The organism is Comamonas aquatica NBRC 14918, assembly GCF_000739875.1.
GTDB lineage: Bacteria > Pseudomonadota > Gammaproteobacteria > Burkholderiales > Burkholderiaceae_C > Comamonas > Comamonas aquatica.
In genome coordinates, this window is sequence record NZ_BBJR01000034.1 from 122,806 (window position 1) to 136,980 (window position 14,175).

14 protein-coding genes and 1 tRNA gene are annotated in these 14,175 nt (G+C 59.0%); all 15 read right to left on the reverse strand.

What is annotated here, in order from left to right; all coding sequences use genetic code 11:
* Positions 1–11 precede the first annotated feature (11 nt).
* The 15 genes from CA2_RS05885 to CA2_RS05935 all read right to left on the reverse strand — a co-directional run bounded on the left by CA2_RS05885 (position 12) and on the right by CA2_RS05935 (position 14,174).
* Positions 12–224, reverse strand: a complete 213-nt coding sequence (locus tag CA2_RS05885; protein WP_156105966.1) for a hypothetical protein — start codon at positions 222–224, stop codon at positions 12–14.
* Between the two features lie 413 nt (positions 225–637).
* On the reverse strand, positions 638–2,197 hold the full coding sequence (locus CA2_RS17925; RefSeq protein ID WP_156105967.1) for a hypothetical protein: 1,560 nt from the start codon (positions 2,195–2,197) through the stop codon (positions 638–640).
* Between the two features lie 691 nt (positions 2,198–2,888).
* Positions 2,889–5,672, reverse strand: a complete 2,784-nt coding sequence (locus tag CA2_RS05890; RefSeq protein WP_042413750.1) for a toprim domain-containing protein — start codon at positions 5,670–5,672, stop codon at positions 2,889–2,891.
* Complete coding sequence (locus CA2_RS17490) at positions 5,669–5,836, reverse strand: helix-turn-helix transcriptional regulator (RefSeq protein ID WP_174435601.1); 168 nt, start codon at positions 5,834–5,836, stop codon at positions 5,669–5,671. Before CA2_RS17490 ends, CA2_RS05890 begins: the two co-directional genes overlap by 4 nt.
* Before the next feature lie 59 nt (positions 5,837–5,895).
* Positions 5,896–6,348: a helix-turn-helix transcriptional regulator gene (locus CA2_RS18495; RefSeq protein WP_239223392.1), complete on the reverse strand. Its 453-nt coding sequence runs from the start codon at positions 6,346–6,348 to the stop codon at positions 5,896–5,898.
* 227 nt (positions 6,349–6,575) lie between these two features.
* Entirely contained in the window at positions 6,576–6,971 is a 396-nt protein-coding gene (locus CA2_RS05900; RefSeq protein ID WP_156105968.1) for a hypothetical protein, read from the reverse strand.
* A 3-nt stretch (positions 6,972–6,974) separates the two neighbouring features.
* Positions 6,975–7,181 carry a hypothetical protein gene (locus CA2_RS05905; protein WP_042413759.1) on the reverse strand — a complete coding sequence of 69 codons (207 nt, stop codon included), beginning with the start codon at positions 7,179–7,181 and terminating at the stop codon, positions 6,975–6,977.
* Between the two features lie 300 nt (positions 7,182–7,481).
* Complete coding sequence (locus tag CA2_RS17500; protein ID WP_081888889.1) at positions 7,482–7,883, reverse strand: Ogr/Delta-like zinc finger protein; 402 nt, start codon at positions 7,881–7,883, stop codon at positions 7,482–7,484.
* Between the two features lie 12 nt (positions 7,884–7,895).
* A complete protein-coding gene (locus tag CA2_RS05910; protein WP_042413763.1) occupies positions 7,896–8,144 on the reverse strand; it encodes a helix-turn-helix transcriptional regulator in 249 nt (82 codons plus the stop codon).
* 174 nt (positions 8,145–8,318) lie between these two features.
* Positions 8,319–8,735, reverse strand: a complete 417-nt coding sequence (locus CA2_RS17930; protein WP_156105969.1) for a PIN-like domain-containing protein — start codon at positions 8,733–8,735, stop codon at positions 8,319–8,321.
* On the reverse strand, positions 8,732–9,463 hold the full coding sequence (locus CA2_RS05915) for a hypothetical protein (protein WP_042413767.1): 732 nt from the start codon (positions 9,461–9,463) through the stop codon (positions 8,732–8,734). The genes CA2_RS17930 and CA2_RS05915 overlap by 4 nt, the downstream gene beginning before the upstream one ends.
* 62 nt (positions 9,464–9,525) lie before the next feature.
* Complete coding sequence (locus CA2_RS05920) at positions 9,526–10,779, reverse strand: tyrosine-type recombinase/integrase (protein ID WP_042413770.1); 1,254 nt, start codon at positions 10,777–10,779, stop codon at positions 9,526–9,528.
* A gap of 184 nt (positions 10,780–10,963) precedes the next feature.
* Positions 10,964–11,039: transfer RNA gene (locus CA2_RS05925), tRNA-Phe, on the reverse strand.
* 96 nt (positions 11,040–11,135) lie between these two features.
* Positions 11,136–11,837, reverse strand: a complete 702-nt coding sequence (locus tag CA2_RS05930) for a response regulator (protein ID WP_042413773.1) — start codon at positions 11,835–11,837, stop codon at positions 11,136–11,138.
* Between the two features lie 45 nt (positions 11,838–11,882).
* Positions 11,883–14,174, reverse strand: coding sequence for a sensor histidine kinase (locus CA2_RS05935; RefSeq protein WP_245620893.1), 2,292 nt, complete (start codon positions 14,172–14,174; stop codon positions 11,883–11,885).
* Between the last annotated feature and the right edge of the window lies 1 nt (position 14,175).

A 14,175-nucleotide genomic window follows, 5' to 3' on the forward strand; every position in this document is an offset into this window, starting at 1 on the left:
TTTTTTGCGTTTCAGAATTGCGCCAGTTCGTGGGCTTCGGTGCCCTGGCCCGCCGTGGTGGCCAACTGACTGAAAGAGCGAATCAACCGGTCATCAGCTCCGATGAATTGACCTGTTGCTTTAGCAAATGCAGCGCGGGCTGCTTGAAATTTCTGAAGGGCGGCCTCCAGCTCCGCTTGCGCCTCCTTGTATGCGCGCTCTGGGCTCTGTTGTGCATTCGGCATGGTTTTCCTTGTGTGGCTGTGTGTGTCCATATGGTCACGGTGGACAACAGGAAAGCCAAACGGAGGCTGTTGTAGCCACAAGCAGTACAACCACGCAGGGTGCGGCCGGAGCTCAGGCCAGACCACCGGCACGCGAGGCACGCTCAAGCCAGGCGCACGGGCCTGTAGACACTCACGATGAGGCTGTTGCGCCGCTGGCCAGACCCCGCAGCGCGCGCAGAGACCCCCGCCTCGCCCGCCCGCTTCGTGTGTCGCTTTTGACGGTGCTGACGGCCTTAGGAAAAAATAGCAGCCACAAGCCTTTCTAGAAACTTCGGCTGTAGTGTGCAGTGACGGGAAATGACGGCGTATGTTCGATACACCGCTGCTTAGCGATGAAGCTCGTCCTTTCGAGCGTAGACGCAAAATTTTGATCAGGTTATTGGGCCCAACCTATCCAGCCAGCTCTTAATAGCTGGAATGGCGATGCCAAGAGAGCATGTGGCTACTATCAGCGCAGCAATCGTGAGCAACTCCATCCTTCGCTGAGTCCGGACACTCTCTCTCACGCTCAAAATGTTGGCAAGCTGTTCAAAGTGCTCTCTTGCTGAATATTCTTCGGCAACAACTCGTGTGGCAAGCCAGTTTGTCCAATTTTTAAGTGCTTCAGCAATTTCTTGTGGCGCAGCTTCCTTCGACCAAGCAGGTGCAAGAAATTTTGAACATTCGTGCCGGTAAGAGCCTAAGTTTTCTGAACGACTGCACAGCTCTCCTGCCACAGCTGGTGTCCCAAGAGAACGATCAAAAAACCGCTGAATCTGATCCAGCACCTGAACACACTTGCGACTCCCTAATTTACTGATTTTCAGCGCAGTACGACTAGAGCGAACATCCTTGGATACCTCCTTTAGATAAGCAAGTGCAGCGTAATTGCTCAGAACTCCATCAAGGTGTTCATGGCTGTAGCTAACGTATGCATGTCGATCATGTCCGCCGTAATATTTGACACTTTCATCTGAGACGTCGGCAGCACATAGCGCCACAACCATATGAAACGCTTCATCATCTACTCGGTGACTATCCGCCATCCAAAGCTGTAAGCCAATACAGCTCGCTGAAGTCCAAACATCGAATCGCGATGGGTTCGCGATAATACGATGCCAGCCCGACCACATGCTTGCCCCATTCCCAACTTCTTCAGATAAAGGTCTGGTTGTTTTTGTGGTGAGGAGTTCAGCGGTTGGTAGACGATCAACCGACCGACCGCTGAAGTATCCTGGCAAATTGGTTTTGAACCAGTTACCAACTAACATCCGCATTTCAGTACGCACTGAATTTATAGCATCTGACTTCAAGTGACCAGGATCTAAATTCTCAATACTCCACCCATGCCGTGACCGTTTTCGAACTGACTGACGATCTTTATTAAGTTCACGCTCATAACTACGGGCAACCTCTTCCTTTAAAACAAATCCTATAAGAGCACAAGTTAGTGAGGGCGTTATTTGAATAAATCGAGCCTTAAGGTAGTCAACCTCATTGGGAAGCTGTGCCAGGCTTGGATGCATGAGCCATCGATCCCGATCCTGCGGCCTAACAACTGCGTCTACGTTGTACCAGCCCCCCCCGTTACCGTACGAGCGTTGATGACGAATCCAATCAAGGGCATTACCAGCACTAGACATTCCACCAACAGATGACCACTTCAAACGCCCAAGATGCTCATAAAGGGCCTCTACCTCTGCAGGTCCAAATAGCTCAGCGCCCCATACGACGGGGATACGCAACTCCTCCTCTTCAGGAACTCGCGATTCAGCGTTAACTTCAGCATCTCGGCGTTTCTCATATTCCCGATCTCTGCTGCCGAATGGGGATGACAGCGTATTAGGAAATACACAGTGCACTCGCCACCAAAGCTTATTTATGAAATTTTCTAGGCGACTTTTCTTTGCAAATTGACCGCTTATATCCGATTTCCCTATTTTCTCTGCCACAAGAATCTCCATTAATCAATGGTGCAAGATTTATATATAAAACCATTTATTAAAAAACAAAAAATATTCCTTAAACCATTAATTTTTCGGATTTAGCATATAAGAAGGGCTGCTCGCACTTTTATACGAGGCATCAAGCGTTGCCATATCAGAAGCTTGGTCAATCACAGGCCCACATCAATTTCCCTACCTACAAAATCCTGCATGGGTTCGGGAAAAGCGTAACCTCCGTAACCAGCCCTCAAAACCGGCCGCAAACCCGCATGGATGCTAGGTTTCGCAGGTTACAGCTTTCCGTAACCCAGCGTAACCTAGGTTACGCCTGCAGTCTAAGCTATTGTTTTTATTGATCTTCTATTTTCAGCAAAGTTACTCTGTTTTTTGTACCCAGGTTACGCTTAGGTTACAGAAAAGGTTACAAAACTCATTTTATGAAAACCTTGTTGCGTAAGTCATTCCCAGTGAGTGAACACTAAGGTTACGCAGGTTACACTTTTCCCGACCCCACCCCGGCATTTTGAAAAAGTCGGTTTTGGGGCCTGAAATCACCCAGTTTGCGGGTTTTCAGGGGGATGTGGCCATGCTGCTGGGCCAAACCATGGGGGCAGCAAAAAGCCCCGTTTCCGGGGCTGCTTGGGCTGATGCCACGGTGCTGGCCAGGGCACCACCACAGCGTCTGCGGAGCGTGGTTTCAGCCTCCCACCTCAAACACCCAGCAGCGCACCGACTTGCCCGCGTCATCGCTGGCACTGCTGGTCTTGATGGCGCTTTTGACCACCCGGGCGGCATCCACAAAGCGGCGCGTCTTGCTGGTGCGCAGCACCTTCTTCAGCTCGGCCAGGGGTGGCACCTGCTGGCGGCGCTCGCTGGCCATCTCCACAAACTCGTTTAGGTTCACCGCAATCAAGCCGTGGTCGCGGCTGTGGTTCAGCCGTGGTGCGTTGATAGGCCCGTGAGCGGTGGGCTTGGGAATGCTGTCCAGGTAGTCGAACGCCTCCCAGAACTCCTGCACCAAAGGATGGTCCGCGCTGATGGCCCGCTGGCGCTCCTGGGCCATGGCCACGATCTGCGCCCGCACGGCCGCAAATTGTGCATCGCTCATGCGCATCAAGCGGCTCATGGCCATGACGGCCACCAGCAGCTGCGCATGGTTCTTGGCAATGCGCGGCTTGTGGATGCCGTCTTGCTCCAGCAGCCAGGCCGTAGCCTGGTCGGTCTCGGCCTTGAAGGTGGCCAGCACCTCGACCTCCAAGCGCAGGCAGGCCAACAAGAAGCCGCTGAGCTGCTCCATCTCATAGGTCTCCAATTTTTTGGCACTGGCGAAGCTTTCCGGCGTGTGGCCATGCGTGGTGAAGGTCATGTGGCAGATGCGCTCCATGATGGCCTGGCTGGCCTGCACCTGGTTGTTCTGGCTGATGACGATGCTGGCCCGAAACGGTGGCTCATAGGTCTCATTGCCCCCCGTGCGCACGCCGGTGGTGCGCACACTGCGGCCGTTGTAAGCGTCCTTGAGTTCGTCCCAGTCAAAGCTGCGCACATGGGCGCTGTTGCCAGTCTTGGTCTCGCGGTCGCTTTCGATCAGCACGATGGGCAGATTGCTGACCTGTGTGAAGGTCCGCATGCGGCCGGCAGCCGTCGATTTGCTGGGGTCAAACCCTTCGTAGTCACGCCCAAACAGCTTCCACAAAAACTGAATCAGCGTGGTCTTGCCGCTGCCTGGCTCACCCACGATTTCCAGGAACGGAAAGGACATTTGCTCGGCCCGAATCTGCTCTGCAAACAGGCTGGCAAACCAGTAGGCCAGGGCCACATAACCGGGTGCACCAAACGCTGCCCACAGGTGCTGTGGCCAGCTTTTGTCCTGCGCTTCGGCATCTTGGTTGACCTGCAGCACGATGGAGCGCTGCAGGCTCTTGATGCTGAGTTTGCCGACCTCGAAATAGTCCTCTTCGTTGGCCTGCAGCACCTGACCATCGTGCACTGCATAGTCACCCAGAAGATAGGTTTTGTGCTGGGCGCTGTAGCCCACAAAGTCCACCGTCTGCACCACCTTGATGTTGTCCAACTGGCGCAGCATCATGCGCTCCAACTGGGCACTGGAGCCGCTGTAAATGGCCCCTGGCGCCAGATGCAGCAATTGCTTTTTGAACTCGCTGGCAGACGTCAGATGGCCCGCTGTGAACGTGCCTTTGATGGGGTTGTTTTCGTGCGGCAAGGTGATGCTGAAGTAGTACCAAGCCTCCTGCGTGACCTCGTTGCGCTGGTAGTACAGCGCCCGGGGCAGGCAGTTGGCAATAGGCTGCAGCACTGCCGATTGCTCGATCGCCTTATCGCGCAGTGCGCGCTCTGACAGGTGCGGGTCTCCTTGCTCCTGGCCTTTCTCCAGATCGTCCTTGGCCTTGCTGTACGCCGCCAGGTCCAGCTTGAACCAGTACAGCCGGTGGCCATGGTCCAAATCGAACTCGGTGCGCCCAGTGTGGTGGTAGATCAGCAGTGCTTTGTCCATGGCCGTTTCGGCCACCAGCAAGGCACCTTGGTGCCGGTACTCCTGCAGATTCTTGTCACCCAGCCGGTCACGCAAATGCAGGTCGTTCCAGTCCAGTTTGCTGCCATGCCTGGGCTGCGGAATCTGCGCGGCCGTGCATTGCCAGCCATCGGCTTGGGCCCTGCGCACATGCCGCAGCGTGTATTCACGCCCGGCCTTGTCGCTGTCCAGGGCAAACACCAGGCGCGGCGGTTTGACCTGCTGGCCCTCGTGCTGAATCTGCGCCCGCACGGCCTGCAGCGCCTGCGCCGGGTAGTTGTTGCAGCTCATGAGCGCCACCGCTGCAATGCCGTGGTGGGCCAGTGCAATCGCATCAAAGATGCCCTCCACCAGCCACAGTTCATCCGGTGGCTGGGGCGCATCAGGCTGCGCGGGGTTGGGGGCCGCAAAGCTCAAGCCTGGCATGCACCACCAGCGCCCGCCGTAGCTGCCGCCGTACTTGAAATTGGCCTTCTTCTTGCCAAAGCGTGCAGGCCGGTCGATCAGCCGTTCCCACCAGGTCTCAGCCACGGAAAACCGTACCGTGGCAGTCCCTGCACCGCGGCCACGGTCGGCGCGTTGGTCAAAGTATTGCTCTTGCGTGTACAGGCCACGGATCAGCGCCAGGTCAAAGCCCCGTGCCTGCTGCAGATACGCATCTGCGGCCGCATGCGGGTTGCGCTCGCCCTCGGGCTTGCGCTCTTCGGCGGTGCGTGCCCGGTCGCTCCAGCTTTCAAACAAGTCGCTGTACAAGTCCTTGGCGTGGGCCTCGTAGCCACAATGGTTCAAGCGCTCACAGCGCACCACCCAAGGCGATGCGGCAAACGTCCAAAGGCTCTTGCTGCCGCAGTTGGGGCAACGGCCTTTGCGCAGATGCTTGCCGTCTTGCGTGGGCTTGAAGTCGTAGTCCGTCTGCAGGCGCTGGGCGATTTCGTGCAACAGGTCGGTCATTGCGCCCCCCTTCTCAACCAGGCCATCACATCCACCGTGCGCCAATAGCGCGTGCGGCGCGAAACGTTGATAAATGGCTTCGGAAAATCCAGCCGCTTGGTAATGCGGTCCGTCACATGCTCACGGCTTAAACCCAGCAACGCGGCAATGTCGGCAGTACTCATGCGGGGGGCACTGCTGGCCAGTGGGCTGGCGGTATGTGGCTGTGCTTGATCGTGCATGCTCATACCCCCTCCACTACGTGCGACCGGGCCAGGGGCGCCGCAAACTCAGCGGCCATCCCCTTGTCCTTGCACCATGCCTGCACGTCGCTGGCACGCCACCAGCGCATGCGCCGGCTGGCATACAAAAACGGCGGCGGAAAGTCCGGCCGCATGAGCAAGCTTTGGGACAAATGCTTGCGCGTGCATCCCAGCCATTGGGCCAGGCCATCGGCATCCAAAATGCCATGGCCTATGGCTTCATCACGGCTGGCATCCAAAGCACCCTGCGGGTTCAGCCACGCCAGCACATCGCGGTACAGCCAACTGCGCATGCGGTTGCTGACGTTGATGCAGGGGGGCGGAAAGTCCACCCGCTTGGTCACGTTGTCGGCTGCATGCTGACGTGTACAGCCCAGTAGGGCTGCAATCCCGGCCGTGTTCAGTCGCGGGGCATCCAAGTCTGCCAAGCTCATGGCCCGTCCACCTGGCCGGTGCAGCCACTGCAGCACATCGCTGGAACGCCAGTAACGCACCGTGCAGCTGATGTGAATGACAGGACGCGGAAAGCCAGGCTGCGGGGCAAGCCGATGCACTACGTGGTGGCGTGCACAGCCCAGCAAAGCAGCCAACCCGGCCACATCCAGGCAAGGCACACCCGTGGCCATCACAACAGAGGGATGCATGGTGGTAGTGCGGCTGCTCATACGGCACCGCCTTTCGCAGCGTTTGCGCACAGCGCTTGCTGCTGCGCTGCAATGCAGGCACTGAGCTGGGCTGTGCGACTGGCCATCACCTCTCCCACCATGTGCATCAACGTAGCCAGGTGCGGCGCGGCCACTGCGTTGTTGTTGCCTGCGCATTCCACAAGTTGCGCCAATGCAAACAGGGCCTGGTGGCTGCTGTGCAGCTCATGCGCTTGGTCGCCCAGCTCCAACAAAAACTCGCGGCTGTTTTCAGTGTTGGCAATGGCTGCTGGTGCTTGCATTTCAGGTGCTCCGGACGTCAGGTTTGATGGGCAAATCAAAGACAGGTGGGACTGCGTTGGGCATGCAGCGGCCTGCACTGCCGTGTGGGCAGTGTTGTGTGGGGTCGTCATGGTTTAGCCCTCCGTCAGTTGATTGACGGATGCCAGGGCAAGCACCAGCTTGCGACGGGCGGCGGCGAAGTTGCCGCGCTCGATGTAGCTGCTGGCCATGTTGGCCGCGTTGAAGGCGGCCAGCACAGTGCTGATTTGGGTGGTGGCAAGGGTGCCCGTGGTGGGCGAAGATGCAGCGGCGCAGTTGGCCTGCTTAGTGATGGCGGACATGGTCTTGGTTCCTACTGGATTCAAGGGAACCACCGTTTGCGTTCTTACGCGCAGCGGGTGGAGCATGGTGGTTAAGAACACGTCAGTAGCCGTGCGGACGTCCTTACGGATAGCCCCCACCATGCCCCGTAACCATCGGGCAAATGCATACAAATGCACCTGCCGCCAGAATTTGGGCATGACAAAACCCCGCGTGTCGTTGGGGGGTCGCAAACGCTACTAACAAGGTGTTCTTACGCACCGGGCCTCTCGGCTTGGGGTCAATGTAGCACGGAACCATGCGCAGTGTGAAGACGTATGTCATGGCCGCACAGCCTGTTCTGGTGACTGTGCAAACAGCGCCTGGGTGATGGCATCTGGCGCAGGCAGTGCTTGCGGAGCCCTCTTTTGCACGCGGTCTGTCGGCCGTCCTGGCTCTGCTGGCAGTGCATCTGGTGATGCCACCGTGGCTTTGCGCCAGGCACTGGTCAAGGTGGGATGCTCCAACGCTTGCCGACGCGCAGCTTCACTCATGGGCAAGTAGACCATCGGGTCAGGCTTGGCCGAAAGTGACAAGGTGCAGTACGCCTCCAGCCACGCCATGAAGGTGTGGCCACATTCCGGGTCTTGGCACTGGAACGTCAATTTGCGCAGCAGCTGGTTCACGGTTTCGCTGGTGCGAATAACGGTTTTGGCTTGGCAGTGGGGGCACAGAAATTTCATAGCCATGCCCCCTTACATGCTCACACGGGGCAAGGATGCAATCCATGCGCTCACTTCGGACGCCTTCCAGGCCACGCACTTGCCATGCAGGCGCACAGGCTGGGGAAATCCGGCCTCATTGATCTTGGCGTAGACCGTGCTGCGGGCCAGTCCAGTGACGTGGCACACATCACGAATGCGCAGCAGACGCTCTGCCGGAAACACGGTTTGGGGCTGCGGCATGGCCGCCGACGACATGGAGTTTTGTGCTGTGGTGTTCATGTTTCCATGGTCGTCTGTGGACGCACATGGACAAAGCAGATTGGCATGTAGCAATCACAGCTACATGCTCCAGTTGAGAAACCGCTGGCATTTGCGCATTCAACGGCACGCCCGAACTGCAGCCACGGAGCGCAGACGAAAAAAAGCCCACCGTGATACAGCGGGCCTGAGAGGTCAGATTTGTTTGAATCGGCCTGAAATGGCCCAAGGCACTTCCAGGGCCACGCGCTCAGTCTCTAAGGCTTGCTCCACGATGCGTGGCCACCAATGCACCAACTGTGCTGACATAGCCCAGTACGGCTGACTGGACCAAGATTTTTGAAGCACGAATACAGACAGGCCATGCTGCCGCTGCACCTCCCGCTCTGCCCCGTTTTGCTTGCGGAAACCGTCTTTAGAAATGATGGCCCAGCGAGTACCGCGTTCACTACCAAGCGCCTCCATCCACTCCAGATCAGGCGTATTGGCCGCGAACTTTCTAGTTAGATGAATAACCTGTCCAACCTGAGCAGACGTGAATCGTGGTGCAGTGAGCGCAGCAACAGCAACCGCCAATGCTGGCGGCATGTTGTTATCAAACAGAAAGTTCAATGGACAGGCCGCTTGAGGCTTTCCTCAAAGCGGATTGCAGCCTCTACGTGCTTGCGCGGCGCATCGTAAAGCCTGGCAGTAAAAGCCAGCGCTGGTGAGTCAGCACCTTCTGCCAGGTAAGACTGGTACAGAACCTTCGTGGGAGTGCCTGTTGCCTCAATGATGGGGGCGCCAAACTGCCGCGCTGGATCAATCACCACAGGAGATTTTTTACTCCCCAAGGGATACCAGCGACTGGCCTGCCGCTCTTGGGCATCGTAAACAATGCCGTCGTAAAGCGATGGTTTGATGATTTCTTTGAACACGGCTTGGCGACTCTTGAGATCAACCAGCGAATTCTCTTGGGCCTCCTCATGCAGCGCCTCACCATAAATCGTGCGCCCATCAGTTTTGAACCTGGGCGAGGACATAGGGTGCGTCACTCCGTACAGCTCAGCTGCTGTACTCAAGCAGTGGCGAATGACCTTCAAAGACACGCCATGCTTGATGAATTCGCGGATAAAACGCAGCTCAATCAAGTCACGGAAGCCAATCACGTCTTCATCAAACCCACCATGCGCCAATTCATGCTCCCACAGAGGCGGCATATCTACGCGCGACGCGGCATCGCCAGGCGTCTTGCGGTAGTGATAACCCAAGAGCCAGCGACGAATATCCTTGCCAGGCACGCAGATCAGCCGCGATGCCTCAGGAATGGAGTAGATGCCGGTCCCGCTGTAGTTGTACATGGTGTTGAGAGTGTACTAAACCCGTCCGAAGCAGGCCAAAGGCGGCATATCCCCACCTTCGCCTAAGCGGCGTGTTCCCCTCGCAAAACATCCAGATAGTCGGCCCACTGCTGCATCATCCGCACGCGCTCTTCCATGAATTCGGTACGGTTGTATGCGCGGCCCAAGCTGTCGCGCACGGAGTGCGCCAGCTGCGCTTCCACCACCGCTTCCGCAATCCCCAAGCGCTCCACGATCATGGTTCGGGCTGAAGCTCTGAAGCCGTGGCCAGTCACCTCATCCGCAGCAAAACCCAACGTGCGCAACGCTGCGTTGATGGCCGCATCGCTCATTGGCCGCTGCGCACTACGCTCCCCCCGAAACACATACGGGCTGTGCTCGGTCAAAGGCTTCAACTCCTTGAAGATGGCCACGGCCTGGGCAGGCAACGGCACGATGTGCGGCTTGCCGTAAATCTTGCCCACCTTTTCACGCTTCATGCGGGCAGCGGGCACCGTCCATGTGGCGGCTGGTAAATCCAGCTCATCCCACTGTGCCTGTCGCAGCTCTCCGGGGCGTAGCAGCATCAGAGGCATCAACCGCAGTGCAGCGCACACCACCGGCGTCCCTCGATAGCTGTCAATCGCGCGCAGCAGCTCGCCAAAGCGCTTGGGGTCCGTGATGGCTGCAAAGTGCTGCACCATGGGTTTGCGCAGCGCGTCCTTCAAGTCACGCGCTGGATTGCTCTCGATGCGCCCAGTGGCCACCACAAACCGGAAGACCTGGCCACAGGTCTCCAACACACGGTGCGCGGTCTCAATCACCCCCCGGCTTTCAGCACGCCGCAGCACATCCAGCACCATGGGGGGTGTAATTTGCTGCACAGGCAGTTTGCCCAGCCATGGGAATACATCAGCCTCCAGGCGGCGAAGAATCTTGTTCGCATAGCTTGGTGCCCACTCATCTTTGCGGGTGTCAAACCATTCCAGCGCCACAGATTCAAAACTGCCCTGCGCAGGTAGCCCCTGGGCTTCGCGCTGTGCTTGCTCTTCCTGATGCTCTGCCTCTTGCTTGGCAGTCTTGCGCGCATGGCTGGGGTCTACGCCCTGAGCAATCAGCGCACGGGCCTCTTCTGTTTTCTCCCGGGCCACCTTTAGCGAGGTTTCCGGATAGGTACCGAGCGAAATTCGCTTTTCAACGCCAGCAATCCGGTACTTCAGCCGCCACCACCGCCCGCCAGCGGGTGACAGCTCCAGATACAGGCCCTTGCCATCGGAAAGTTTGCGGGCTTTTGGGCCAGGCATGGCCTTGCGAATTGCGGTGTCTGTCAGAGGCATTGGGGGCAACTTTTCCTATCTGTTGCCCCTAATTTAGCAGTTGCCCCCAAAGTTGCCCCCACAAGTGCTTGGCTTGAGGCGGACGACTATGGACAGTACGGACGACAAAAAAGCCCCAAGCTGTTGATTTGCTTGGGGCTTTTGTTTTTGCCTAGACGTCTGTGGACGTCTGAGGACAGTGTCTTGGTGGCCTGGGACGGGATCGAACCGCCGACACGCGGATTTTCAATCCGCTGCTCTACCAACTGAGCTACCGGGCCTTTACAACTTCAGAGCAGTCTGTCGTTGTGCCGAAGCCATGATTGTATGCGAACTTTTTGGTCCCAAAATGAAAAACCGGATTTTTTTGAAAAAACTTATCCGCGGCGGCTGCGCCCCAGGTCCACGCCCAGTTGGCGCAGCTTGCGGTACAGGTGGGTGCGTTCCAAACCGGTCTTCTCTGCCACGCGGGTCATGGAGCCGCCCTCGCGCGCCAGGTGGAACTCGAAATACGCTTTTTCAAACCCATCGCGCGCTTCCCGCAAGGGACGGTCCAGGTCGAAGTCCTGGTGGGCACTGGGCATGGCATCCACCGCGCGCAGGCCCAGGTGGGGGCGCACCATGGCCTCGCCAGCGCCCACATCGGCCACAGGGGTCACCCCTGCCAACACGCCACCGGCCACCGGCGCTGCGGGCTTGGCGGCGGGTGCACTGGCGTTCTTTGCCAAGCCCTGCTCCACCGCCTTGAGCAGCTTCTGCATGGTGATGGGTTTTTCCAGGAACGACAGCGCACCGATGCGCGTGGCCTCCACGGCCGTGTCGATGGTGGCGTGGCCACTCATCATGATCACAGGCATGGTCAACTGCCCGGATGCGGCCCACTCCTTGAGCAGGGACACGCCATCGGTGTCGGGCATCCAGATATCCAGCAGCACCAGATCGAAGGCACCTGCATTCCGGGCGGCACGCGCCTGTGTGGCGTTGGCCGCCAACTCAACACTGTGACCTTCATCATTGAGGATCTCCGACAGAAGATCTCTGATGCCCAGTTCGTCGTCCACCACCAGTATGTTTGCCATGGGTTCGAAAAGCTATGTGCTTACAGGTTTCAGGTTCACCGCCTCTCACGGTGCCTCGGTGTTTATGGGGACAAATGATAGCGACACTTGCGCGCCTTTCACCAAGCCCCCCTCCAAACGGTTTGTCAAATCAATCCGTGCGCCGTGTTCGTCAGCAATTTTCTTCACCACGGCCAGCCCCAGTCCCGTGCCCCGCACCTTGGTCGTGACATAGGGTTCGAAGGCGCGCTGCAGGATGTGGGGCGCAAAGCCTGTGCCACTGTCGCAGATCGACAGGCGCACGCGTTTGCTGCTTTCCACCCATTGCGTGGAAATTTCCACGGGCACGGGCGCCACACCCAGGGCCTGCGCCTGCTGCAGCGTCGCATCTTGCGCGTTTTGCAGCAGGTTGTGGATGACTTGGCGCAACTGCTGTGTGTCCCCGGCAATCCAGGGACAGTGTGGATCCAGCTTGGCCTGGACCGACACCTCGGCATTCTCCTCGCCATACAGCTGCAGCAGCTCCAGCACCAGCGCGTTCAGGTCCAGGGGTTGCAACTCGGCCGCCGGCAGCCGAGCATAGTCGCGAAACTCGTTGACCAGCCGCAGCATGGCACCCACTTGGTCAACGATGGTCTTCACCGAGCGGTTGAGCAGGGCCTGATCCGCCGGTTCGAGTTTGTCGTTGAGTTTCAGTGCCAGGCGCTCGGCCGACAGCTGGATGGGCGTGAGTGGGTTCTTGATTTCATGCGCCACGCGACGCGCCACCTCGGCCCAGGCCTTGGAACGCTGGGCCGACACGATTTCCGAAATATCGTCAAACACGATCAGGCGGCGCGACTGCGGCAATTCGGCGCCCCGCACCACCAGCGTTGTCTTGTCGTGCGGCACCTCGCCACCTTGCGGATCGGCGTCCTGGTGGAACGGCAGCTCCAGCACCTGCTGCCAGCGGTCGCGCCCGGCATCAGCGCCCCGGTCACCCAGGAACAGCGCAAACTGCTCGCGCACCATGTCGGCCATCACCTTCAGGCTGGGCACTTCGTCCAGCCGGCGCCCCATGTACACCGCCATCGGCATGCGCAGGATGCGCGTCGCGCTGGGGTTGATGGACAGCACGTGCCACGCATCGTCCAACACCAGCACGCCGGACGTCAGGTTGTCCAGAATGGTCTGCAGGTTGGTGCGCGCCGCCTTGACCTCGCCCATGCTCTTGTCGACCGCCATGCGGGCATCCAGCAGTTGCTGCGTCATCAGGGCAAAGGAGCGCGTCAGCCCGCCCAGTTCGTCCTGGGTCTGCAGGGCCATCTTGGGCGTCAGGTCGCCACGCGCCACATCGCGCACGCCCTGCGCCAGCACCAGCAGCGGCCGCGCCAGCTGATTGCCCAGCAGCACGGCCAGCAGCACCGCGCCAAACACTGCCAGGAACAGGCTCAGCGTCAGCGTGCCGATGTACATGCGCTGCAGCCCCTGCCGGGCCAGGGCGCGCTCCTGGTACTCGCGGTTGGCGTCCTGTACCGCCAGGGCATTGGTCACCAGCGCGCTGGGCAAAGGAATGGAGGCCTGCAGAAAGCGTTGTTCCCCACGGAATTCCCAGCGCAGGTTGGTCACCAGCGCCAGGGTTTTGACGTACACCGCCTGCACGTTATCGCGCGCCTTGGTGGCGGCCACCTCGTCCAGACCTTCGATGCTGGCCATGGGTTTCAGGCCTGCGCGCAGGCTGCGCAACTGCTGCGCGCTGGGGCGCTCCGGCGCCAGCTCCAGCAGCGAGGTCCCGGCGCTGGCCACCGCCACACCCGCGCTGTTCCAGAGGATGACGTCGGTCGCACCCAGCTGCTCGCGGATGCGCTCCAGCACCAGGCCCGCTGCGGCATCCGGCACCTGGGCCAGTTGCTGGCTGGCTGAGCGGGTGTTGTTGGCCATGTCGTTGGCGATCGTCTCCAGCGTCACGCTGGCGAGGTTCACCCCGGCGCTCAGCGCCCCTTCCACCTTGACGTCAAACCAGCTCTCGATCGAGCGCGACACGAACTGGTAGGACACCACATAGATCAGCAGGCCGGGCACCACGCCCACCAGGGCAAAGATGGCGGCCAGCTTGAACAACAGGCGGCTGCCAAACTTGCGCTGGCGCCAGCGCACGGCCAGGCGCACCCCCATCCACAGCAGCACCACCAGCAGCGCCGCCGCCACCAGCACGTTCAGCCCGAACAACCAGGCGTAATGCCGCTCGTACAGCTCCCGGTTGTTGGTCGCCTGCATCAGCAAGAACAGCAGGATCAGGCCGAGGGCACACATCACGGCACCGGCCACCCCCAGGGCCCAACGGGTGGATTTGCGGCTCGCGGAAACGGAAGCGTCCATG